Origin of the sequence: Dyadobacter sp. CY312, from assembly GCF_021390535.1 — a bacterium.
Classification (GTDB): domain Bacteria; phylum Bacteroidota; class Bacteroidia; order Cytophagales; family Spirosomataceae; genus Dyadobacter.
This window is the reverse complement of the sequence record NZ_JAJUXG010000019.1, coordinates 135,148-156,893: the sequence shown is the minus strand read 5'-3', so window position 1 is coordinate 156,893 and position 21,746 is coordinate 135,148. Positions and strand designations below refer to the sequence as shown.

At 42.6% G+C, this 21,746-nt stretch carries 23 protein-coding genes; 8 read left to right on the top strand and 15 right to left on the bottom strand.

Annotated features, from left to right (window positions below; translation table 11 throughout):
* Nucleotides 1-2 precede the first annotated feature (2 nt).
* The 14 genes from rpsQ to rpsL all read right to left on the bottom strand — a co-directional run bounded on the left by rpsQ (nucleotide 3) and on the right by rpsL (nucleotide 9,122).
* Nucleotides 3-266, bottom strand: a complete 264-nt coding sequence (rpsQ, locus tag LZG71_RS24975; RefSeq protein ID WP_233825090.1) for a 30S ribosomal protein S17 — start codon at nucleotides 264-266, stop codon at nucleotides 3-5.
* Nucleotides 267-281: 15 nt separating this feature from the next.
* Nucleotides 282-476 (bottom strand): 50S ribosomal protein L29, encoded by a 195-nt coding sequence (rpmC, locus tag LZG71_RS24970; protein ID WP_233825088.1) that lies wholly within the window; start codon nucleotides 474-476, stop codon nucleotides 282-284.
* Between the two features lie 42 nt (nucleotides 477-518).
* Nucleotides 519-944 carry a 50S ribosomal protein L16 gene (gene rplP, locus LZG71_RS24965; protein WP_138480884.1) on the bottom strand — a complete coding sequence of 142 codons (426 nt, stop codon included), beginning with the start codon at nucleotides 942-944 and terminating at the stop codon, nucleotides 519-521.
* 46 nt (nucleotides 945-990) lie between these two features.
* Entirely contained in the window at nucleotides 991-1,815 is an 825-nt protein-coding gene (gene rpsC, locus LZG71_RS24960) for a 30S ribosomal protein S3 (protein ID WP_233825086.1), read from the bottom strand.
* 19 nt (nucleotides 1,816-1,834) lie between these two features.
* The gene (gene rplV, locus LZG71_RS24955; RefSeq protein WP_233825084.1) at nucleotides 1,835-2,224 is read right to left on the bottom strand and encodes a 50S ribosomal protein L22; all 390 of its coding nucleotides are present in this window, start codon (nucleotides 2,222-2,224) and stop codon (nucleotides 1,835-1,837) included.
* 56 nt (nucleotides 2,225-2,280) lie between these two features.
* Nucleotides 2,281-2,559, bottom strand: a complete 279-nt coding sequence (gene rpsS / locus LZG71_RS24950; protein WP_115830811.1) for a 30S ribosomal protein S19 — start codon at nucleotides 2,557-2,559, stop codon at nucleotides 2,281-2,283.
* Between the two features lie 9 nt (nucleotides 2,560-2,568).
* Nucleotides 2,569-3,393 carry a 50S ribosomal protein L2 gene (gene rplB, locus LZG71_RS24945; protein ID WP_233825082.1) on the bottom strand — a complete coding sequence of 275 codons (825 nt, stop codon included), beginning with the start codon at nucleotides 3,391-3,393 and terminating at the stop codon, nucleotides 2,569-2,571.
* Nucleotides 3,394-3,433: 40 nt separating this feature from the next.
* On the bottom strand, nucleotides 3,434-3,721 hold the full coding sequence (gene rplW / locus LZG71_RS24940) for a 50S ribosomal protein L23 (RefSeq protein WP_025764313.1): 288 nt from the start codon (nucleotides 3,719-3,721) through the stop codon (nucleotides 3,434-3,436).
* A gap of 2 nt (nucleotides 3,722-3,723) precedes the next feature.
* A complete protein-coding gene (gene rplD, locus LZG71_RS24935) occupies nucleotides 3,724-4,353 on the bottom strand; it encodes a 50S ribosomal protein L4 (protein ID WP_233825080.1) in 630 nt (209 codons plus the stop codon).
* Between the two features lie 5 nt (nucleotides 4,354-4,358).
* Nucleotides 4,359-4,979, bottom strand: coding sequence for a 50S ribosomal protein L3 (gene rplC, locus LZG71_RS24930; protein ID WP_233825078.1), 621 nt, complete (start codon nucleotides 4,977-4,979; stop codon nucleotides 4,359-4,361).
* 284 nt (nucleotides 4,980-5,263) lie between these two features.
* Complete coding sequence (gene rpsJ, locus LZG71_RS24925) at nucleotides 5,264-5,569, bottom strand: 30S ribosomal protein S10 (RefSeq protein WP_015813787.1); 306 nt, start codon at nucleotides 5,567-5,569, stop codon at nucleotides 5,264-5,266.
* 141 nt (nucleotides 5,570-5,710) lie between these two features.
* Nucleotides 5,711-7,831 carry an elongation factor G gene (gene fusA / locus LZG71_RS24920; protein ID WP_233825076.1) on the bottom strand — a complete coding sequence of 707 codons (2,121 nt, stop codon included), beginning with the start codon at nucleotides 7,829-7,831 and terminating at the stop codon, nucleotides 5,711-5,713.
* Between the two features lie 293 nt (nucleotides 7,832-8,124).
* Nucleotides 8,125-8,592, bottom strand: a complete 468-nt coding sequence (rpsG, locus tag LZG71_RS24915; protein ID WP_233825074.1) for a 30S ribosomal protein S7 — start codon at nucleotides 8,590-8,592, stop codon at nucleotides 8,125-8,127.
* A gap of 116 nt (nucleotides 8,593-8,708) precedes the next feature.
* Nucleotides 8,709-9,122 (bottom strand): 30S ribosomal protein S12, encoded by a 414-nt coding sequence (rpsL, locus tag LZG71_RS24910; protein WP_015813784.1) that lies wholly within the window; start codon nucleotides 9,120-9,122, stop codon nucleotides 8,709-8,711.
* Nucleotides 9,123-9,633: 511 nt separating this feature from the next.
* On the opposite strand from rpsL, the gene LZG71_RS24905 reads away from it, so the two are divergent.
* The 7 genes from LZG71_RS24905 to LZG71_RS24875 all read left to right on the top strand — a co-directional run bounded on the left by LZG71_RS24905 (nucleotide 9,634) and on the right by LZG71_RS24875 (nucleotide 17,738).
* The gene (locus tag LZG71_RS24905; protein ID WP_233825192.1) at nucleotides 9,634-11,580 is read left to right on the top strand and encodes an OmpA family protein; all 1,947 of its coding nucleotides are present in this window, start codon (nucleotides 9,634-9,636) and stop codon (nucleotides 11,578-11,580) included.
* 175 nt (nucleotides 11,581-11,755) lie between these two features.
* Nucleotides 11,756-12,943 carry a deoxyribodipyrimidine photo-lyase gene (locus LZG71_RS24900; protein WP_233825072.1) on the top strand — a complete coding sequence of 396 codons (1,188 nt, stop codon included), beginning with the start codon at nucleotides 11,756-11,758 and terminating at the stop codon, nucleotides 12,941-12,943.
* 137 nt (nucleotides 12,944-13,080) lie between these two features.
* Entirely contained in the window at nucleotides 13,081-13,662 is a 582-nt protein-coding gene (locus tag LZG71_RS24895) for a LemA family protein (RefSeq protein ID WP_233825070.1), read from the top strand.
* Nucleotides 13,663-13,776: 114 nt separating this feature from the next.
* Nucleotides 13,777-14,211: a TPM domain-containing protein gene (locus LZG71_RS24890; protein WP_233825068.1), complete on the top strand. Its 435-nt coding sequence runs from the start codon at nucleotides 13,777-13,779 to the stop codon at nucleotides 14,209-14,211.
* 5 nt (nucleotides 14,212-14,216) lie between these two features.
* Nucleotides 14,217-15,005 carry a YgcG family protein gene (locus tag LZG71_RS24885; RefSeq protein WP_233825066.1) on the top strand — a complete coding sequence of 263 codons (789 nt, stop codon included), beginning with the start codon at nucleotides 14,217-14,219 and terminating at the stop codon, nucleotides 15,003-15,005.
* A gap of 150 nt (nucleotides 15,006-15,155) precedes the next feature.
* The gene (locus tag LZG71_RS24880) at nucleotides 15,156-16,067 is read left to right on the top strand and encodes a hypothetical protein (RefSeq protein WP_233825064.1); all 912 of its coding nucleotides are present in this window, start codon (nucleotides 15,156-15,158) and stop codon (nucleotides 16,065-16,067) included.
* A 180-nt stretch (nucleotides 16,068-16,247) separates the two neighbouring features.
* The gene (locus LZG71_RS24875; RefSeq protein WP_233825062.1) at nucleotides 16,248-17,738 is read left to right on the top strand and encodes a peptide MFS transporter; all 1,491 of its coding nucleotides are present in this window, start codon (nucleotides 16,248-16,250) and stop codon (nucleotides 17,736-17,738) included.
* Nucleotides 17,739-17,820: 82 nt separating this feature from the next.
* Here the strand turns inward: LZG71_RS24875 and LZG71_RS24870 are convergent, their stop codons facing one another.
* Nucleotides 17,821-19,461 (bottom strand): M28 family metallopeptidase, encoded by a 1,641-nt coding sequence (locus LZG71_RS24870; protein ID WP_233825060.1) that lies wholly within the window; start codon nucleotides 19,459-19,461, stop codon nucleotides 17,821-17,823.
* A gap of 124 nt (nucleotides 19,462-19,585) precedes the next feature.
* Between LZG71_RS24870 and LZG71_RS24865 the strand changes: the two genes are divergently transcribed.
* Nucleotides 19,586-21,628: a M13 family metallopeptidase gene (locus LZG71_RS24865; protein WP_233825058.1), complete on the top strand. Its 2,043-nt coding sequence runs from the start codon at nucleotides 19,586-19,588 to the stop codon at nucleotides 21,626-21,628.
* The last annotated feature ends 118 nt before the right edge of the window (nucleotides 21,629-21,746 follow it).

The following is a 21,746-nucleotide window of genomic DNA, read 5'->3' as shown; positions in this document are numbered from 1 at the left end:
GGTTACTTAGCTCTTTCAAGGATTTCTACTAATCTCCAACGCTTATTCTTGCTAAGCGGACGGGTTTCCATCACGCGGATCGTATCACCGATACCTACCTGATTTGTTTCGTCGTGCACCATCAATTTGGTAGTTTTAGTCATAAACTTACCGTATTTCTCGTGCTTAACTTTACGTTCAACAGTGATCACACAGGATTTCTCCATTTTGTTGCTCACTACTTTACCTACTCTTTCTTTACGTAAATTTCTTTCTGTTGCCTCCATAATTTCTAAACTATTTTACTGTTGGTTATTTTTAGCCGACAGCTCGGTTAAGAGTTTAGCTACTTCCTTACGTGAGGCGCGAATACGCAAAGGGTTCTCGATAGGAGAAATAGCGTGAGCAAATTTCAACCGTAGTAAGCGCTCTCTCTCTTGGGCGATCTGCTCTTTAAGCTGATCCTGCGACAGATCCTTAATTTCTTTACTAGTCATTGCTTTTAATAATTAGCGTTCTTAATACGTTCGGGGTTGGTCCTATTCCTGATAATCCCGACGTACCACGAACTTTGTTTTGATTGGCAACTTTTGTGCAGCCAAACGCAATGCTTCGTTCGCTGTATCCAGTGCAACACCAGTTGCTTCGAAGATAATTGTTCCTGGCTTAACAGGTGCTACCCAATATTCAGGAGCTCCTTTTCCTTTACCCATACGAACCTCAGCAGGTTTTTTGGTAATAGGCTTATCTGGAAAAACACGAATCCAAACCTGGCCTTCACGTTTCATAGCACGGGTTACTGAAATACGGGCTGCCTCAATTTGACGTGCAGTCAGCCAACCTGGTTCAAGCGCCTTGATAGCGAATGAGCCGAAAGCGATTTCATGTCCACGTGTAGCCAGACCGTTGTATGAACCCTTTCCCTTTTGTTGCTTGCGAAATTTTGTTCTTTTCGGCTGTAACATGATTCTAATCTATTTGAACCGATTTAAAAAACCGGAAAATGTCGGATTACTTCTTCTTATTTTTGTTGTTGTTTCTCTTGCGACGATCTGCTTCGCTACCGCCGCCGCCTTCGCCACGTGGAGCACCATCACGAGCACCTCTTCTGTCACGTCCGCCACGGTCATTACCACCACGGTCGTTACCACCTGCGCTTCTATCCGCTCTGTCCGATGCAGCTGTTGCAGCACTTGGAGTCAAATCACGCTTGCCATAAAGTTCACCTTTGAAGATCCAAACTTTAATACCTATTTTTCCATAGATCGTTTGTGCCTCAGAGATTGCGTAATCAATATCCGCTCTCAAAGTATGAAGAGGAATACGTCCCTCTTTGTACTCTTCCGTACGAGCCATCTCAGCACCGCCTAAACGACCAGCCAAACGAATTTTGATTCCTTGCGTTCCTACACGCATTGCAGAAGCGATTGACTGCTTCATTGCACGACGGTAAGAGATACGTGCCTGCAATTGTTGAGCGATTGCCTCGCCTACCAATTTAGCATCGATTTCAGGTCTTTTGATTTCGTAGATGTTAATCTGAACATCTTTACCTGTAATCTTCTTAAGCTCTTCTTTGATTTTATCAACCTCGCTACCACCTTTACCGATTACAATACCCGGACGAGCCGTGTGTATAGTAAGGGTGATACGTTTAAGAGTGCGCTCAATAACTACTTTTGAGATCGATCCCTTAGGGATACGTGCTTTGATGTAGTTACGAATTTTTTCGTCTTCAACAAGTTTGTCAGAAAAGTCCTTTCCTCCGTACCAACTCGACTCCCATCCTCTAACAATTCCCAGTCTCAGACCTATAGGATTAACCTTTTGTCCCATTCGATATAGATCGTTTTACTTATGATTCGGTGATTACTGCTTGTTTATCTGCGCTTGCGGTAGAAGCCGCTGCGTCGTCTATCACGATTGTGATGTGATTCGAACGCTTACGAATTCTGTGTGCTCTCCCTTGCGGTGCAGGTCGCAAACGCTTCAACATACGTCCACCGTCGATAAATACGGTTTTTACAATAAGATCAGCGTCTTCCAGCTTTGCATCTTCATTCAGTTGTTGCCAGTTGGCTACTGCAGAAAGTAAAACTTTATGCAAAACAGGTGAAGCTGCTTGTGGTTGAAACTTTAAAAGCGCCAACGCTTTGCTGACCTTTTGTCCGCGAATCATGTCGGCTACTAATCTCATCTTGCGAGGAGAAGTAGGCACATTTCTTAATATAGCTCTTGCTTCCATGTTCTTTCAGATATAGGCTCGTTTTACTCAGGGCAAAACCAGCTATCGTCGACTAATTATTTTCTACCTTTATCTTTTTTTGCAGTGTGACCACGGAAGTTACGCGTTGGCGAAAATTCTCCCAGTTTGTGACCTACCATGTTCTCAGTTACATAAACAGGAATAAATTTGTTTCCGTTATGAACCGCAAATGTGTGCCCGATAAAATCAGGCGAAATCATTGAGCGTCGAGACCAGGTTTTGATAACTGACTTGCGAGCAGCGCTGTTCATCACAGTCACTTTGTTCTCAAGACGAAAGTCGATATATGGTCCTTTTTTTAATGAGCGTGCCATGTTATTCTATTATTTTTTACGACGGCTGATAATCAATTTCTCAGAATGCTTGTTACGATCACGAGTCTTAAGTCCCTTAGAGAACTGTCCGTTTCTTGACCGAGGCTGTCCACCGGACGAGCGGCCTTCACCACCACCCATTGGGTGATCGACTGGGTTCATTGCCACACCACGAACGCGGGGACGACGACCTAACCAACGTTTACGGCCTGCTTTACCAATACTCACATTCATGTGACTTGAATTGGAAACTGTTCCAACCGTTGCGATACAAGTAGAAAGTATCATACGCATTTCACCAGATGGCATTTTCAATACTGCGTATTTCCCTTCACGTGCTACTAATTGAGCGTAAGCTCCTGCACTACGTGCAAACTGTCCACCTTTACCAGGAGTAAGTTCAACATTGTGAACGATTGTACCGATTGGCATAGAACCTAATGGAAGTGCATTACCTACTTCCGGTGCTACTGAACTACCAGAGACGATAACCTGTCCTACTTTAAGTCCGTTCGGTGCGATTACGTATCTTTTTTCGTCATCTGCATATTGTACCAGAGCGATACGTGCAGAGCGGTTTGGATCGTATTCAATTGTAAGAACTGTGGCTGGTGCGTCGAAACGATTTCTTTTGAAATCAATCACACGGTATTTCCGCTTGTGACCACCACCTATATGTCGCATGGTACGGCGTCCTGAGCTATTACGACCGCCAGTTCTTTTGACGGTTTCTAAGAGACTCTTTTCCGGTTTCGCTGCGGTTATCTCCTCAAAAGTAGGAGCTGAGCGAAAACGTTGACCAGCACTTGTTGGTTTTAATTTTTTAACTGCCATTGCTATTAACTCGTCAAAGATTTAAGTCGTTCAACTATTCTTATGCTTCACCGTAAATATCGATGATCTCGCCTTCTGCTACCGTTACGATAGCTTTCTTGATAGTTGACGTTTTTCCACTTACAAATTTACCTCCCGATGTGCGGGACTTGCTTTTACCAATGCTACGCATTGTGTGAACGCTTTCTACGGTAACCCCAAACAGTTTTTCAATAGCCTTTTTGATCTCAACTTTGTTTGAAGTAAGGGATACTTCAAAGGCATATTTTCCTTGACCACCCTGAGCCGTTACCTTTTCGGTTATAATCGGACGTTTCAGTACACTCATGATTATTTGTTCAATTGGGTTTCCAAAATAGACAGAGCAGATTCACTTATTAAAAGACGGTCTGCATTCATCAGGTCATAGGTATTGACCGCATCCACCGTTGTAACTTTCGCCTTAGGAATGTTACGGCTTGACAGATATAAATTGCTGTCAATTGATGGAAGAATTAATAATGTTTTTGTGTTCACTAATGCAAGTGAGTTTAAAACATTCAGATACGATTTTGTCTTAGGTGCATCAAATGAAAATGCTTCAAGAACTGAAATTGAATCTGCTTTTGCTTTGACAGAGAAAGCTGACTTACGAGCCAATGCTTTAACTTTTCTGTTGATTTTAAAACCGTAGTCACGTGGTCTTGGACCAAAAATACGTCCACCACCTACGAATACAGGAGATTTGATACTACCTGCACGAGCACCACCAGTACCCTTTTGTTTTTTAATCTTACGTGTAGAATGATTAATTTCTGCACGTTCTTTTGACTTGTGCGTTCCTTGGCGCTGATTGGCCAGGTAAAGCTTAACGTCGAGATAGATCGCGTGCGTATTAGGTTCGATGCCAAAAATATCTTCTGACATGTTTACCTTCTTGCCGGTATCTTCTCCTTTTATATTTAATACGGACAGTTCCATCGGTGCTATTTCTCTAGGATTAGAAATGAATTCTTTGAACCAGGTACCGAGCCACTTACTACAATAAGATTTTGCTCAGGGATCACTTTCAGAATACGCAAATTCTGAATCTTTACACGATTGTTACCCATGCGTCCACCCATACGAATGCCTTTAAATACGCGCGATGGGAATGAACAGGCACCAATCGAACCCGGGTGACGTGCACGGTTATGCTGACCGTGAGTTTGACCACCAACCCCAGCAAATCCGTGGCGTTTTACAACACCTTGAAATCCGCGTCCTTTGGCATTGCCAACAACATCAATGAATTCACCTTCCTCAAATACATCTAGTACTGATAGTGAAGTACCAAGTTCGTGTTCCACGTCAAATTCCTTAAACTCAACAACCTTTTGTTTTGGTGTTGTGTTGGCTTTTTTGAAGTGGCCAATCAATGGCTGAGACGAGTTCTTTTCTTTCTTCTCGCCAAAACCTAACTGGATAGCTTTATAGCCATCCTTCTCTTCGGACCTAACTTGTGTAACAACACAAGGACCAGCTTGGATAACCGTACACGCCAGAGCCTGCCCGTCAGCGTTGTACAAACTAGTCATTCCGATTTTTTTACCTATTAAACCAGACATGTAAATTAATTTAAATTAGCAGGTAAAACCCCTTAATCTTTAAAACGGACTGCAAAGGTAGAAAATTTAATTTTTCAATCCAAGCAGTTCTTATTTATTTCTCGCTGATAATCAGCAAAAAAGGTCAGATGTTTTTACACATCTGACCTTCGTTTCTTTCAGAACTTTGTCCTTGACAATAAACGACAAGGATTGTCTGATTTTTCGAGCTCAGATGTGGTTTCCAGAATTCCGGACCTTCATCCAACTTATGTCTTTGACCTGGCTTAAACAGGTCTCAATCACTATACTTTGATCTCTACGTCAACTCCGCTTGGCAATTCAAGCTTCATAAGTGCATCAACTGTTTTTGCACTTGTAGAGAAAATATCTACCAAACGTTTGTAAGTACAAAGCTGGAACTGCTCACGTGATTTCTTGTTAACGTGTGGAGAACGCAAAACAGTGAATTTCTCAGTTTTTGTTGGCAATGGAATAGGGCCACTTACTACTGCTCCTGTTGCCTTTACCGCTTTTACAATCTTCTCAGCCGACTTATCAACCAAGTTGTGGTCGAATGACCGAAGTTTGATACGAATTTTTTGATTCATGATTTGTTTTTATTTCCGGTTCTGAAATTACTTGAACGAAACGTATTCCGACAATCCACAGCTGAAAGAACCATTTACTTCAACCGCTTAATGCTATATAAAAAAACAGTGTGTGTTAAGTAAATAACACACACCATCCCATTATGCTTTAACTAATCCTTTTGCTTTTTCAATCACCTGCTCTGCAATGTTGTTAGGAACAACCTCGTAGTAAGCAAACGTAAGAGAAGCAGTAGCACGTCCAGAGGACATTGTACGAAGGTCTGTAACATAACCGAACAACTCAGAAAGAGGAACATCACATTTGATAACTTGTGCACCATTACGTGTATCCATACCTCTCATCAAACCACGACGACGGTTAAGGTCACCAGTGATAGGTCCTGTGTATTCGTCAGGAGTAAGAACTTCTACGTGCATAACTGGTTCCATCAACTTAGAACCTGCATGACGCGCTGCTTCTTTGAAACCGATTTTCGCTGCAAGTTCGAAAGAAAGTGCATCTGAATCGACATCGTGGAATGAACCGTGGAATATACGCACTTTCATAGAATCCAATGGATATCCCGCAAGAGCACCATTAGCCATAGAAGCTTCAAAACCTTTCTGGATCGGTGCGATAAATTCACGAGGAATAGTACCACCTACGATCTGATTCACAAACTGCAAACCTGTTTTTGGTTCTTTGCCTTCTTCGTTATCATCACGTGGTCCGATTTCGAATACGATATCGGCGAACTTACCACGACCACCAGTTTGTTTCTTGTAAACTTCACGGTGTTCGAAATTCTTGGTAAGAATCTCTTTGTAAGCAACCTGAGGAGCACCCTGGTTTACTTCCACTTTGAATTCACGACGCATACGGTCGATGATAATTTCAAGGTGAAGTTCACCCATTCCTTTGATGATCGTCTGACCAGTTTCTTCGTTACTTTCAACCTGCAACGTAGGATCTTCTTCGATCAATTTCGTGATTGCCTTAGAGAAGTTATCACTATCCGCAGCTTTCTTAGGCTCGATAGCGTAACCAATTACAGGCTCAGGGAATACCATTGATTCCAAAACGATCGGGAATTTTTCCTCAGAAAGTGTATCTCCTGTTTTGATATCTTTGAAACCAACCACAGCACCAATATCACCAGCTTCAAGTCTGTCGATCTGATTCTGCTTGTTAGCATGCATTTGGAAGATACGAGAGATACGTTCCTTATTACCTGAACGGTTGTTCAATACATAAGAACCTGAATCCAAATGACCTGAGTAAGAACGTATAAAGCAAAGGCGTCCTACGTAAGGGTCAGTTGCAATTTTAAATGCCAAGGCACAGAAAGGATCTGTATCAGTAGGCTGACGTGAAATTTCTTCGCCAGTACGTGGATCAGTACCAATGATGCTTTCACGATCTTGTGGTGAAGGCAAAATAGCCATCACGTAATCAAGCATCGTTTGAACACCTTTATTTTTAAATGAAGAACCACAAACCATAGGAACGATTTTCATGCTGATCGTTGCTGCGCGCAAAGCTGCAAGAATTTCGTCTTCTGAGATTGAAGTAGGATCTTCAAAATATTTCTCCATCAAAGTGTCGTCGAATTCGGCAACAGCTTCAAGCAATTTTTCTCTCCATTCAGTTGCTTCTTCAAGCATATCGTCAGGAATAGGAACCTCTGTAAAAGTCATACCTTTATCAGCCTCATTCCACTCAATACCACGGAAGTTAACAAGGTCAACTACACCACGGAAAGTATCTTCTGCACCGATTGGCAACTGAAGAGGAACTGCGTAGCTTCCCAGCATTTCTTTAACCTGTGCACAAACTTTAAGGAAGTCTGCACCAGAACGGTCCATTTTATTTACGAATCCGATACGTGCTACGTTGTAGTTATTAGCCAAACGCCAGTTCGTTTCAGACTGAGGCTCAACACCATCAACTGCACTAAAAAGGAAAACCAAACCATCCAATACACGAAGAGAACGGTTTACTTCTACTGTGAAGTCAACGTGTCCCGGAGTATCGATGATGTTGATGTGATATTTTTCATTGCGGTAGTCCCAGTTAACTGTTGTAGCCGCCGAAGTGATAGTAATACCACGCTCCTGCTCCTGCTCCATCCAGTCCATTGTAGCAGCACCATCATGTACTTCTCCAATTTTATGGCTAACCCCTGCGTAATAAAGAATACGCTCAGTTGTAGTCGTTTTACCTGCATCAATGTGAGCAGCAATTCCAATGTTTCTTGTTAATCTTAGATCACGTGCCATGACAAATGGTGATGTGTTTATTTATTCGATGTGCAATGCTAAACCTGAAGCAATTCGGAACTTTAAAGTAGGCATACTATTGCACCATTTTAAAAATTCAGAGCGCAAAAGTATAAATTGTTGATTATAAAAGCAATGAAGCGGAGATTATTTTTTGAAAAAATTTATATGCCCTGAATTTTACCCTCTGTGTTAAAAAATATATAGCTAAGTCAACAGGTCAAAAACAAAAAATCCGGTTACTGCAAATACATGCAATAACCGGATCAATATATTCAAAGAAAACGCTTTTCCTAGAACCTGAAGTGCGAGAATGCTTTGTTCGCATCCGCCATACGGTGGGTATCGTCTTTCTTTTTAACAGCAGCACCTTCACCTTTTGCAGCAGCGATAATTTCACCTGCAAGGCGGTCTACCATTGTTTTTTCACCACGCTTACGTGAATAGTTGATCAACCATTTCATTCCCAATGACTGCTTACGTTCCGGACGTACTTCAGTTGGAACCTGGAAAGTTGCACCACCTACACGACGGCTTTTTACTTCAACAGATGGAGTTACATTGTTCAATGCTTTTTTCCATGTTTCAAGACCACTTTCGCTGGTTTTTTTCTCAACTAGCTCAAGAGCATCGTAGAAAATTGTGAAAGCGATGCTTTTCTTGCCTTGAAGCATCAGGTTGTTAACAAATTTAGTAACCTGTACATCCCTGAACTTAGGATCAGGCAGGATATATCTTTTCTTTGGTTTGGACTTTCTCATTGTAGTACTTAATGTTTAACGAGGTTTCGTTTTGCAACTTATTCACCCCGGATCTGCTCCGGAATTACTTCCCTTTTATCAGAGTATTCTTTAATAAAAGCAGAGAGAGTTACTTTTTATTTTTTCTTACCTTTTGTTGGTGCTGCTGGCGCTTGTCCTGGCTTAGGGCGTTTAGCACCATATTTCGAACGACGTTGTTTACGTCCGTTAACTCCTGCAGTATCCAATGCACCACGAATAATGTGGTAACGAACACCAGGTAAGTCTTTCACACGACCACCACGAATCAATACGATCGAGTGCTCTTGCAAGTTGTGTCCTTCACCAGGGATGTAAGCATTTACCTCCTTGTTATTTGAAAGACGAACACGCGCTACTTTACGAAGTGCAGAGTTCGGTTTTTTAGGCGTTGTGGTGTACACACGTGTACACACCCCCCTACGCTGAGGGCAGGAATCCAAAGCCGGTGACTTTGATTTCCATGTAATGGTCTCTCTACCTTTACGGACTAATTGTGAAATAGTTGGCATTTAACAAATTGATTTTGATCTGGTTAATGCACCAGTCTATTGTTTTGAAAACAGTTTTCCCGAAAAATCGGACTGCAAAAGTAAAACATTCGCATTGATTTCCAAAAGGTTGTCAGTTTTTTTTGGAGCCAGGACTGATTTTTAAGCAGTCACAACGCAATTAAAACTAAAAAAATCTATACATTCGACGAACAACGTGCCTGTATCGTCATGCTCCCAAAGAGCTGTTATCCAATCCGGCGATTCGTAATCAGAGATTGTTACACCCAAGAAGTCAGGAGTTGGTAAGAGGTTGGGAAGTTTTTTTTAATTTTTGATTAAAAATATATCCCGGTTACACCCGGAATTTTATTTCAAAACGTTGTTTATTAGTATTGTCTTTCAAAAACCCAAAGTGCGAGTCGGATCGTTTGATTTTATACATTAAATTATGAAAATTTTGCGGTATCATTTTACCCTCCTTATTAGCTTTCTGGCCATTGCCCTGTTTCTCTCAAGTTGTAATTCTGCCATGCAGGCGTACAAGGACGGGTACAAAAAATTCAGCAACGGAGAGTACGATCTCGCCATTAAAGGATTTCAAAAAGCAGCCGCTGAAAACTACGAACCCACTCAAACCAGCTTTCTGATCGCGGAATCATACAGACTATCCAATCGTTTCAAAGAAGCTATCCCGTATTATAAAAAAGCGCTGGATGAAGGTTTAACCAATCCAGAGGCCCAGTTCCAGTATGCCTATGCGCTGAAAACAGCAGGACAGTACGAAGAAGCTTCCAATCAATTCGCACTTTTTGCCAAGGCACCAGGCAGCCCTAAAAATCTTCAGGAAAGAGCATTAAGAGAAGTAGAGATTCTTAAAATCGCTGACAGATTGCGCACGCAGAAAATGGAAGTGCAACTCAAAGAAATCCCCTTGAACACAGCAAGTGCCGAGTTCTCTCCGGCAATCCTGGGCAACGAACTTGTTTTTTCATCTTCCAGAAAAGAAATTGTATACAAAAACAATGGACAGCCGATGCTCGGCTTGTACAAAGTGAATATTGCTCAGGACGCAGGCTCTACACAGGGCACTCCGGTTTTGTTTAGCCAGGAAATTTTCGCACCCGATGCCAATGAAGGTTCTCCCGCATTCTCTCCTGATGGCAAAACGCTGGTATTTGCCCGTGGTAATACAGGCAAGAAAAAAAGTGCAGCAGATGTAGACCTTTATCTGAGCCGCAACGTGAACGGACAATGGACTGCTCCGGCAATCCTACCCATCAACGACTCTCTTGCGTGGGATGGATCTCCGGCGTTTTCGAGAGATGGCAAAACGCTTTATTTTGCATCGAACCGTGCCGGTGGTGTTGGCGGAATTGACCTGTACCGCACCAACATGGATGCATCTGGTCGTTTTAGCAAGCCGGTTAACATGGGCAAGGACATCAATACGGCGGGTGACGATATGTTCCCATATGTTGCAGAAGGCGGAAAACTCTATTTTGCATCGGATGGACACCCGGGTCTTGGAAAACTGGATCTTTTTTCAGCCACACGTACGCAGGGTCTGATCACGATTGAAAACATGGGATTGCCTTTCAATAGTCCACAGGATGACTTCGGCCTCGTTTTTTACAAAGATCTGAATAAAGGATTTTTCTCCTCAAACAGAGATGGTGGCAAAGGTGACGACGACATCTACTACTTCTATGGACCGGAAGAAGAAGATACAACTACGATTGTAAAAAGAGATGATCCGAATGATCCGCTCAATCCTAAAAACCCAAATTACATTGAGGGTAAATTAAAAACGGTACGCTACTTCCTGGCAGGTAATGTGATTGAAAACAGCACCGAATCTCCGATAGCATTAGATTCAGCATTGGTGCGGATCTTGCCCGATACATCTGATACACCCATCGCCGAATATACTTCGGGCAAAGACGGTATGTTTGGAAAGCAAGCTGTTCAAGAGGGAAAATCTTATGTGCTTTATGTAACCAGAAAAGGATACATCAGCAGAAGAGAGCCTTTCACAATGGATGGTAAAACAATTCCTCCTATTTTCCTGAACAAGGTTCTGACAGACACAACTTATCAGGTTACGCTTAAACTGGATAAACTGGAATTGAACAAAACCTTTGTTCTTGAAAATATCTATTACGATTTGAACAAATATAACATCCGACCGGATGCCGCCATTGAATTGGACAAACTGGTACAGATACTTAAAGATAACCCTACCGTGAATATTGAGCTCAGCTCACACACGGATGCCCGTGCTACGGATGCATACAACATGACCCTTTCTCAAAACAGGGCCGAATCTGCGGTAGACTACCTGGTTTCGAAAGGAATTGATGCCGACCGGATGACCGCGAAGGGTTACGGTGAAAGAGAACTCATCGTCCCTAATGCCAAAACCGAAGAAGAGCACCAGCGAAACAGGAGGACAGAATTTACAATCCTGAGTTATTAATAATACTGCACTCCGAAACAGGGCCTGATTTCGAAAGAAGATCAGGCCCTGTTTTATGTAGTTCTTCGGATGAACTGATACACCTCACTTACAGTTTACTCTTACAAATCGACCTTCCAAAGGAACGATTTCAGACTTTTTGCAACAACAATTAATTATATCAAGCTTATTACCAATGGCTCAACGAATCGTTTATTGGTTTCGAAATGACCTTAGACTGAATGATAATGAAGCATTTCTCTCAGCTACATTAACAGCAAAAGAGATTGTACCTGTGTATGTATTTGACCCCCGATTGTTTAATAATACAAAACTAGGATTTAGGAGAACCAGTGCGCTGCGTGCACAATTCCTGATTGACTGTGTTACTGACCTCCGGAACCGGCTTCGTGAAAAAGGTGGAGACCTGCTGATCCGTGTCGGAGACCCCGAAAAAATTGTGGCACAGCTTGCAGAGATGTATCAGGCTGAATACGTTTATACCAGTAAAGAAATTGCCCCGGAAGAGACACGTATTGAGTCGTCGCTAAGCAAACAGCTTAAGGTAAGCAATATTGACATCAAGTTATTCTGGATGAATACACTAAGTCAGGTTACGGATCTCCCCTTCCCGATTTCAAAACTTCCTCTTGGTTTTAACGTGTTTCATGATGAAGTTAAAAGTAATCTGAAGGTAAAACAACCACTGCCAGAACCGGATCAAATCACCCTGCCACAGGAATATGAAGCAGGAACAATTGTCTCGCTACCTATGCTCGGAATAGATCCTCTTGAAATTTCGGTTCGCAGTTCACAAGCAGAGAGCCTGCACAAGGGAGGTGAAACGGAAGCAATGTCTGCATTAAAAAATTATATCCACGCATTCCCGACTCAGGATGAAAATTCCGACGACCTGTTAACAGACTCTGCGCTCACCAACTGGCTTTCTGTTGGAAATCTTTCGTCCCGTACCGTATATCATGCCATATCTGATATACGCAATACTGACAGAGACGGTTTCTTGAAAAATATGCTGGAAAGGGATTATTTTAACTGGACCTTATTGCGATATGGCCCACGGATGTTCAAACCGAGTGGTGTGCTTCACAATTTTCATCATAAATGGCTTAATGACAAAGCTTTGTTTAACAAATGGGAGAAAGGACAGACAGACGACAACGAGGTGAATGCCATCATGAATAAAATTGCAGCAACCGGAAGCATATCTGCTTCGGAAAGGTTGAAAGCTGCCAACTACCTGATACAACATGATCAAGTCAACTGGACTTGGGGAGCCATGTATTTTGAGAGCTTCCTTACTGACTATAATGTGTCGGTAAACTGGGGTAAATGGAATAATCTTGCCGGAGTAGGAGCTAATTAAGCATATCTCTTTTTCCTGCTATCCTGCACAAGTACATGATGTAATGGCAGAAAACCGGCCATGTAGTTTTTGTTCAGGATTTTGTTAGCTTTGAGCAACTTTGAACCAAGTTAATTAACACTAAACGATTAAAAAAAATGTCAAAAGGACTAATTGCAGTAATTGCTGTTCTTCTAATTCTGGGATTTGTAGGATGTGGTAAATATAACGGCCTTGTAGGTAAAGACGAGGTTGTAAAAGAATCCTGGGCTAAGGTAGAGAGCCAGTATCAGCGCCGTGCTGACCTTATTCCCAACCTTGTTAGTACTGTTAAAGGTGCTGCGGACTTTGAAAAAAGCACACTGACGGCTGTAATTGAAGCCCGTTCAAAAGCTACCCAGACTACCATCAATGCTGATCAGTTAACTCCTGAGAACATTGCTAAATTTCAGGGTGCGCAAGATCAGTTGAGCAGTTCGCTTTCCCGACTACTGGTATCGGTTGAGCAATATCCACAGCTGAAAGCGAATCAGAACTTCCTTGAACTTCAGGCTCAGCTGGAAGGTACAGAAAACCGCATTACCGTAGCACGTAACGATTTTAACACCGTTGTGAAAGACTACAACCAGGAAGTACGCACGTTCCCGACAAATCTGTTCGCAGGTGTATTCGGTTTCTCGCAAAAAGGATACTTTACTGCTACCGCCGGATCTGAAAAAGCACCATCTGTTCAGTTCTAAGTCATAGAATACTGGTAATCCATTTGCGCAGGCGAATGGATTACCAGTACCTCGCCTCTCTTATTATCTCATTACCTTCATTGCGGCACCACCGCTGATCAAGTTTATAAAAACATGGCAGCACTTTTTTTCTCACAAGAGGAACAGCAGCAAATTATTGCCGCTATCCGTGAAGCTGAGCGGCAAACATCGGGTGAAATAAAATTACACATAGAAAAGAAATGCCCCTCCGACGTTTTAGAAAGGACCAAGGAAGTTTTCGCTTTTCTGCATATGCATCTTACCAAAGATCATAATGCGGTACTTTTCTACCTGGCTTACGAAGACCGGAAGTTTGCTGTATTTGGAGATAAAGGCATCAACGACAAGGTACCGGAGAACTTCTGGAACAGTACCAAAGATTTGCTGCGCAGTAATTTTTCTAATCAACGTTTCACCGAAGGATTGTGCCTTGCCATCCGGGAAGCCGGACAACAATTAAAGATACATTTCCCTTACAGCTCCGACGATGTCAACGAACTGCCTGACGATATTTCGTTCGGACAATAATCATTATGAAAAAATACCTCGTTTTTTCTTTTTTACTGACTTTACTTTTCTTTCGGACGCTCGCTCAGGATATTCCTCCGCAGCCCAACCCGCCAAGATTGGTAAACGATTTTGCCAAACAGCTTAATCCAACAGAAGTTGAAGCACTTGAACGTAAGCTCGTTGCTTACAACGACTCGACTTCTTCGGATATCGTTATTGTAGTAGTTCCTACAACAGGAGATTATCCCATTGCGGATTATGCCTTAAAAATAGGACGGGAATGGAAACTTGGACAAAAAGGTAAAAATAACGGTATTGTTTTGCTGTGGGCGTCCACCGACAGAAAGATATTTATCAGCGTTGGAGATGGTATGGAAGGTGTGATCCCGGATGCGATAGCTAAAAGGATCATTACGCAAACCATCACACCCGATTTTAAAAACGGAATGTTTTATCGCGGATTGGATCGTGGTATCGACGACATATTTAAATATGCAACAGGAGAATATAAAGCCGAGCCCCGAAGTCAGGATGACGGAGACGGCTTCCCCCCTATCCTGATCGTTTTGGTTATCTTCGGAGTCATTTTGTTTATTGTTTATAAAAACAGAAACAATGGAGGCGGAGGTGGTGGCGGAATGCGAAACATGGGCGGACCTATATTCTGGCCATATACGACCTACTCCGGCAATGGCGGCTCGTCAGGAAACTGGGGCGGCGGCGGAAACTGGGGAGGTGGAGGTGGCGGAAGCTTTGGCGGGTTCGGCGGAGGCGGAGGATTCAGTGGAGGAGGTGCCGGAGGCGATTATTAATCCTAAGTTACAAAACATACATTTGGTAAAACCCCATTACGACATCAATCGTAGTGGGGTTTTCTCTTGTACCGGCAATGGCAACGTATAGTACTGGCATACTTTTTTATTCATATTTAAAATTAACATTTTAACCTAAATTGAATAACAATGGAAAACAGGAATAACAACACCGGTATGCTGATCGGTCTCATTCTAATGACTGTCCTGGCTGCCGTTTTTGGTTACCTCTATTATCAGGAGCGCGCCATAACCAACAAACAGGAAACAGACCTGGAAGCACGAGTAAGTGAACTGGCTGCGTCGGAAATTAAACTTGACTCCATCTCGAAACAACTTGATGCACGAATTCTGGAAGTTCAGGGACTTGGCGGAGATATTGCCGAACTCCAAAAAATGAAAGAATCCCTGGAAAGCGACCGTATCGCTCTTCGCAAAGGAAATGTTACAATGGGCAAAAAGATCAAAGAATACGAAGATTTCTTAACCAAAAAGGATGAAGAGATAGCAACGTTGAGAGAAGAAAATCAGCAGTTGCTTAGCCAAAACGAAACATTGGTACAAACCAACACTGAGCTACAAACCAGCAAACAAGCTGTTACTGACTCTCTTGCAGGTGTAGTTACCAAAAATACCGAGCTGGAATCCAAAGTAACTATGGCGGCTGCACTCAGAGCCAGGAATGTGAAAGTATATGCTATTTCTTCAAAAGGAAAAGTACGTGAAGGTGAAGAAGTGAAAGCGAAAAGAGTGGATAAGGTAAGGGTTGATTTCATTCTTGAAAAAAATCCGCTGACACTTACTGATAACAAAACAGTGTATCTGAGAATCATTGATCCTTCCGGCGCAACCATTTCGGATGCTGCAACCGGTTCAGGAGAATTTGATTACAATGGACAGAAACAGGGTTATACCATCAGTCAGGACATTGTTTATGGAAACAACAATCAGGATGTAAGTATCCTTTACGATAGAGCAACACCATTTTCGAAAGGAAAATACGTCATTCAGCTATATTCTGAGGGCTTTTCAATTGGTGAAGGTTCGTTTTCAGTGAAATAGAAGAAGCAAACGATAAGTTATATAGAGGCAGGACGTTAAAGACGTTCTGCCTTTTTTTGTGGTCAGCCAAAATCATTGTTTAAACAAACATGTGTTTATTATAAGTCATAATTCCTATCTTGCGCCGTTAAAATCACCTGACTAAACCATCAATCACCAAATAAAACACCTCTCTTTTTTATGACTGAACAATTATCGCAAAAACACCCGAGAGGGTTATATGTACTATTTTTTGCAGAGATGTGGGAGCGATTCAGCTACTACGGGATGCGGGCCATTCTCTTATTATTTCTGCTTGATAACATGAGAGGTGGTATGGGGCTAGCTGCTTCTGAAGGAACTGCCATTTACGGTTTATATACCGCATCTGTTTATTTGCTCACCTTGCCCGGAGGTTGGCTTGCCGACAATATTTTCGGTCAAAAGAAGGCTATCTGGTATGGCGGGATTGTGATCATGATCGGACACATCGTACTCGCCATACCGGGCGGTACAGCACTATTCTTCTTCGGCCTGGCCATTGTTGCCATGGGTACAGGCATGTTGAAACCCAACATCAGTTCTATTGTTGGGGAATTATACCCCGAAGGTGGGGCAAGACGCGACGCAGCGTTTTCTATCTTTTATATGGGTATTAACCTTGGATCGGTGCTTGGAATTACTATTGTCGGATATCTGGGCCAGAAAATAAACTGGCACATGGGTTTCGGTGCAGCCGCTGTAGGTATGTTAATGGGTCTGATTGTCTTTAAATATGGAAGCCAGAAGTATCTCCAGGGATATGGAGAAGTACCCGCTGCCAAAGTTATTACTCCGGAATCAGAGGCTAAATCTGGTCAAGAAAGAAAACTTGGCTATGGTCTTGTAGCTCTTTTGGTTGGATTTCTTGCAGTTCTTCAACTGACTGGTACTATTGATATGACCACCGCGCAAGGGCTTGCTCAGGGTGCAGGTGTTATTATCGTTACTGTTTCACTTTTCTACTTCCTGTTTATACTTATTGCAGGAGGGTTAACCACCGTAGAAAAACGCCGCGTTATGGTTCTGATCGTCTTCTTCCTGGCAGCAGCCATATTCTGGTCGGGCTTTGAACAGGCAGGATCTTCATTACAAATTTTCGCAGAAAGATATACGGAACGCACATTCGGTGGATGGGAAATGCCATCAAGCTGGTTTCAGAACTTCAATGGAACGTTCATTCTGATCTTCGCCCCTATTATGGCAAGTCTTTGGATTTTCCTTTCTGCAAGAGGCCTTAATCCTTCTACCCCTGTTAAGTTTGCATTAGCCCTTCTACTGGTTGGTGCAGGATTCTTCATCATGGAAATGGGAGCGAAAGTTGCCGTAACTGGTCAGCTTGCTTCGCCTTTATTCCTGACCTTTACCTACATGGTCCATACAATCGGAGAATTGTGTTTAAGTCCGGTGGGATTGAGCTCTTATACTAAATTGGCTCCTAAAAGATACGTGAGTCAGCTAATGGGAATCTGGTTTGTGGCAGCTTCTTTGGGTAACCTTATAGCTGGTTTGTTTGCAGGCGGATTCGACGAAGAGAACCTTCAGCAAATGCCTGCCTTGTTCAATCAGGTAACATTGTTCTCTGTTGGTTTCGGTCTTCTCCTCCTTATTTTCTGGAAGCCTGTTAAAAAATGGATGGGCGGAATCAGTTAATCTGCATAATCTTATTTGAATACAAACGAAAAGAGCTCCCGTCGATCAGGAGCTCTTTTCGTTTAACGAGAATTGGGGTATCTTATTTGCCCATTGATTTATCTCTGATTGCTTTAAACTCTGAACCTTCTTTCCAGCCCGGGAAAGTAGATTCGTTACTCAGTTTAGACCCTACTTCAAACAGCAGTTGCATGTCTTCTACAATTCCGGACAAATCCCAATCCGCTGAATACTCATCCGTTGGAGCATGGTATCTTTTATCATTATACTCTTTCTTCTGAGCTTCTCCCCACTCCTCTCCATGTTCCAATGATACCGATCCGTTTTCAATATACATAGACGGAATCCCCACCTTGGCAAAATTGAAATGGTCGGAGCGGAAATACCAGCCACCTGATGGATCCGGTTCGCCACGGGTTACTCTGCCTTGCTTTTTGGCAACTTCATCAGCATAAGCATCCAGCTCCGACTGACCTTTACCTACCAGAATAATATCTTTCATCCGGCCAAATGGCTGTAACACATCCATATTGATATCTGCTACTGTTTTATTAACCGGATACACGGGATGCGAAGCATAGTAATCCGATCCCAACAGTCCCTGCTCTTCCGCTGTAACCGAAAGGAAAAGGATAGACCTGGAAGGTTTTGTTTTTAGTTGTATAAATGCATGAGCTAGCTCCAGAAGTGCAGCTGTTCCGGAAGCATTGTCTGCCGCACCGTTATAGATTGAATCACCATTGATAGGTTCTCCTTTTCCAAAATGATCCCAGTGTGCGGAGTATATAATATACTCATCCTTTTTATCAGTACCCGGCAACAGCGCCAATACATTATTGGATTCTGATTTTTTGATGGTATTGTTAATTGCAATAGAAGCATTCACTTTAAGGGGAACAGGTTTGAAACCTTTCTTACCTGCTGCCTGAAGCAATGTATCAGAAACTCCCGCAAGCTGGAAAAGTTTCTTAGCAGACTCCATCGTAATCCAACCTTCCACGGCTGCCCTCGACATATTATCATCTTCTGCCTGCAGGTACAATTTCGACTTAGACCATCCGCTCCGTACTACTGCCCAGTTGTAACTTGCCGGTTTTGTATCATGAATGATGATGACTCCGGCAGCTCCCTGGCGAGCCGCTTCTTCAAACTTGTATGTCCAGCGACCATAATAAGTCATTGTTTTGCCTTTGAACAATGTGCTGTCCCAAAAGCCCGGATCGTTTACAAGTACCACTACCGTTTTGCCTTTAACATCAAGACCTGCATAGTCATTCCATCCATATTCCGGAGCTACAATACCGTAACCTGCAAAGATCATTTCTGAATCTTTCAAGTCCACCTTTTCACGCACCCGGCGGGAAGCAGCTACAAAATCATCGAGATAATTAAGTTCGATATTGGATTTTGCTCCTTTGAATACCATCTTTCCAGTCGGCTTAGACATGATATCCACCAACGGAACTTTCTGAAAATAGCTGTCTCCGTTTCCTGGTTGCAAACCCAGCTTTTCAAATTCTGTTTTGAGATAATTGATCGTTTTTACCTCTCCTTCTGAAAACGGCTTACGCCCTTCAAGTGAGTCGGAGGCCAGCACGGCAATGTGTTTCGCAAATTCCTTCCCTGTTATCAGGCTTTCATCTTTGGTTTCTGCTTTGTCACCACATCCCGCAAAGAATGAAGAGGCTCCAAGCAGTGCAATGAGCTGCAATTTTAATTTCATAAATAAATGGTGTTAAATGTCAGAATCGATTTGAGATCAGTTGTGTGAAATTAGTTATTTAAGTCCTATAACTTTACAGGTAACTACCTACTTTTGTTTATCAACCTCACAAAAAACAAATAATATGAGATTAGTAAAATTAAGTTATTCTCTTGTTGCACTCGGTCTGATAACCACCGCTTGCAACAAAGGGAAAGAAGAATCCGGCGTTGCGAAGGTTCCCGGTTATGACGTTAGCTCGCTTGATTCGGCATTTAAAGCGTGTGACGACTTTGATGGCTTTGCCAATGGAGGCTGGAAAAAGAACAACCCTATTCCGGGTACAGAAAGCCGCTGGGGTGCTTTTGGAATTCTTGACAAGGAAAATAAGGAAGTTCGTCTGAAAGGTATTATTGAAGAGATAAGCAACCAGAAGGACAGGAAAAACGGTAGTGAAGAGCAACAGATTGCCGATTACTATCAGTCGTTTTTGGATACCACTACCATCGAAAAACGCAATATTGAGCCTCTGAAACCATATCTTGACAAAATAGAAGCGGTTCAGTCATTAAATGACCTGGCTTCTGTTACAGGAGAATTACAGAAGCTAGGTGTATCAACCGTATTTGGCTTTTATGTAGATGGAGATTTAAAAAACAGTAAAGTAAACGCACTCTACCAGGCACAGGACGGACTTAGCTTAGGTGAAAAAAGCTATTATGAAAGAACAGATTCGAGTACGGTTAATGTGCGTAATGAATTTGTAAAACATGTTGATAAAATGTTCGGCCTCGCGAATTTCAAAGATGTGGCCCCGGGAAAAACGGTTCTTGACTTTGAAACTAAACTTGCCAAATTGCAGCTATCCAACGTAGAGTTGAGAGATCCTGTGAAGACCTATAACAAAACTTCCTACAAAGATTTTAAAGCGCTGTCGCCCGACTTTGATCTTGATGCTTTTGCCGCAAAACAGGATATTAAAGCAGATACTGTTATTCTTCAGAATATCCCATACATCGTCAATACCAATAAGCTGCTTAAAGCTACGCCGCTGGCAACTTTAAAACTGTATACCCGCTGGCAGGTACTTTCCAACTTTGCCGGTTTTTTACCAAAAGGGTTTGACGCCGAAGATTTCCGCTTTTTCAGTGGTGTAATGCGCGGAACCAAACAGCAAAGAACACGCACCGAACGCGCAATACGCTCTACGGATGGTTTGTTGGGGATGCCTTTGGGAAAACTGTTCTCTAAAAAATACTTCCCCGAGGAGGACAAAAAGAAAGTTTCTGAAATGATCGAAAACGTACGTACCGTTTACGGTGAGCGTATCGACAACCTGACCTGGATGAGTGATTCGACCAAAGCCAGGGCTCACAAAAAGCTTAAAGCATTTACCTACAAAATCGGTTACCCTGACAAATGGAAAGACTACTCTTCCATAAAAATCGAAAAGGATAAACTGTTCGAAAATGTGGTTGCTGCTTCTTTATTCCAACATGAGGAAACGGTTAAGAAAATCGGCAAGTCAGTTGACAAAAGTGAGTGGCACATGACACCTCAAACAGTGAACGCTTATTACAATCCGTTAAATAATGAAGTTGTTTTCCCGGCTGGCATTCTCCAACCGCCCTTTTACAATCGTGATGCGGATGATGCAATTAATTACGGTGGCATTATAGCGGTAATCGGGCATGAGTTCACACACGGATTTGATGATCAAGGATCACAATTTGATGAAGAAGGCAATCTTAAAAACTGGTGGACTGCCAGCGACAGAACCAACTTTGACAAGCTGACTAAAAGGTATATCGACTATTTCAGCGGTATAGAAGCGTTGCCTGGTTTCAAAATCAACGGAGCACTTACCATTGGTGAAAACGTAGCCGACCTTGGCGGACTAACCTTGGCATATTACGCTTTGGAAAAATCATTGAAAGGTAAACCAGAGCCGGCACTGATAGATGGCTTCAATTGGAAACAACGGTTTTTCCTTGGCTGGGCGCAGGTATGGCACATGAATACCACGGATGAGGCGCTGCGCAACCAGGTTCAAACCGATCCGCACTCTCCTGCAAGAACCCGTATCAACGGACCGCTGCCCCATCTTAAAGAATTCCAGAATGCCTGGAACTGCGGCGCCGGAAATAAAATGGTATTGCCAGAAGCTTCGAGGGTGGTTATTTGGTAGGGAAGAGAGAAGTTAAAAATAGGAGTTAAGGAGGTATAGTAGTTAAGAAGTTAGAAAATAGAAGTTAAGGTAAGTTGAGAAGTTAAAGAAGTCACCGGCACTGGAAGCTAACTACTTA

Bases quoted from the DNA above. Each gene is read 5' to 3' on its own strand.
- rpsQ (WP_233825090.1), bottom strand. From the start codon at position 266: ATGGAGGCAACAGAAAGAAATTTACGTAAAGAAAGAGTAGGTAAAGTA.
- rpmC (WP_233825088.1), bottom strand. From the start codon at position 476: ATGACTAGTAAAGAAATTAAGGATCTGTCGCAGGATCAGCTTAAAGAG.
- rplP (WP_138480884.1), bottom strand. From the start codon at position 944: ATGTTACAGCCGAAAAGAACAAAATTTCGCAAGCAACAAAAGGGAAAG.
- rpsC (WP_233825086.1), bottom strand. From the start codon at position 1,815: ATGGGACAAAAGGTTAATCCTATAGGTCTGAGACTGGGAATTGTTAGA.
- rplV (WP_233825084.1), bottom strand. From the start codon at position 2,224: ATGGAAGCAAGAGCTATATTAAGAAATGTGCCTACTTCTCCTCGCAAG.
- rpsS (WP_115830811.1), bottom strand. From the start codon at position 2,559: ATGGCACGCTCATTAAAAAAAGGACCATATATCGACTTTCGTCTTGAG.
- rplB (WP_233825082.1), bottom strand. From the start codon at position 3,393: ATGGCAGTTAAAAAATTAAAACCAACAAGTGCTGGTCAACGTTTTCGC.
- rplW (WP_025764313.1), bottom strand. From the start codon at position 3,721: ATGAGTGTACTGAAACGTCCGATTATAACCGAAAAGGTAACGGCTCAG.
- rplD (WP_233825080.1), bottom strand. From the start codon at position 4,353: ATGGAACTGTCCGTATTAAATATAAAAGGAGAAGATACCGGCAAGAAG.
- rplC (WP_233825078.1), bottom strand. From the start codon at position 4,979: ATGTCTGGTTTAATAGGTAAAAAAATCGGAATGACTAGTTTGTACAAC.
- rpsJ (WP_015813787.1), bottom strand. From the start codon at position 5,569: ATGAATCAAAAAATTCGTATCAAACTTCGGTCATTCGACCACAACTTG.
- fusA (WP_233825076.1), bottom strand. From the start codon at position 7,831: ATGGCACGTGATCTAAGATTAACAAGAAACATTGGAATTGCTGCTCAC.
- rpsG (WP_233825074.1), bottom strand. From the start codon at position 8,592: ATGAGAAAGTCCAAACCAAAGAAAAGATATATCCTGCCTGATCCTAAG.
- rpsL (WP_015813784.1), bottom strand. From the start codon at position 9,122: ATGCCAACTATTTCACAATTAGTCCGTAAAGGTAGAGAGACCATTACA.
- LZG71_RS24905 (WP_233825192.1), top strand. From the start codon at position 9,634: ATGCAGGCGTACAAGGACGGGTACAAAAAATTCAGCAACGGAGAGTAC.
- LZG71_RS24900 (WP_233825072.1), top strand. From the start codon at position 11,756: ATGGCTCAACGAATCGTTTATTGGTTTCGAAATGACCTTAGACTGAAT.
- LZG71_RS24895 (WP_233825070.1), top strand. From the start codon at position 13,081: ATGTCAAAAGGACTAATTGCAGTAATTGCTGTTCTTCTAATTCTGGGA.
- LZG71_RS24890 (WP_233825068.1), top strand. From the start codon at position 13,777: ATGGCAGCACTTTTTTTCTCACAAGAGGAACAGCAGCAAATTATTGCC.
- LZG71_RS24885 (WP_233825066.1), top strand. From the start codon at position 14,217: ATGAAAAAATACCTCGTTTTTTCTTTTTTACTGACTTTACTTTTCTTT.
- LZG71_RS24880 (WP_233825064.1), top strand. From the start codon at position 15,156: ATGGAAAACAGGAATAACAACACCGGTATGCTGATCGGTCTCATTCTA.
- LZG71_RS24875 (WP_233825062.1), top strand. From the start codon at position 16,248: ATGACTGAACAATTATCGCAAAAACACCCGAGAGGGTTATATGTACTA.
- LZG71_RS24870 (WP_233825060.1), bottom strand. From the start codon at position 19,461: ATGAAATTAAAATTGCAGCTCATTGCACTGCTTGGAGCCTCTTCATTC.
- LZG71_RS24865 (WP_233825058.1), top strand. From the start codon at position 19,586: ATGAGATTAGTAAAATTAAGTTATTCTCTTGTTGCACTCGGTCTGATA.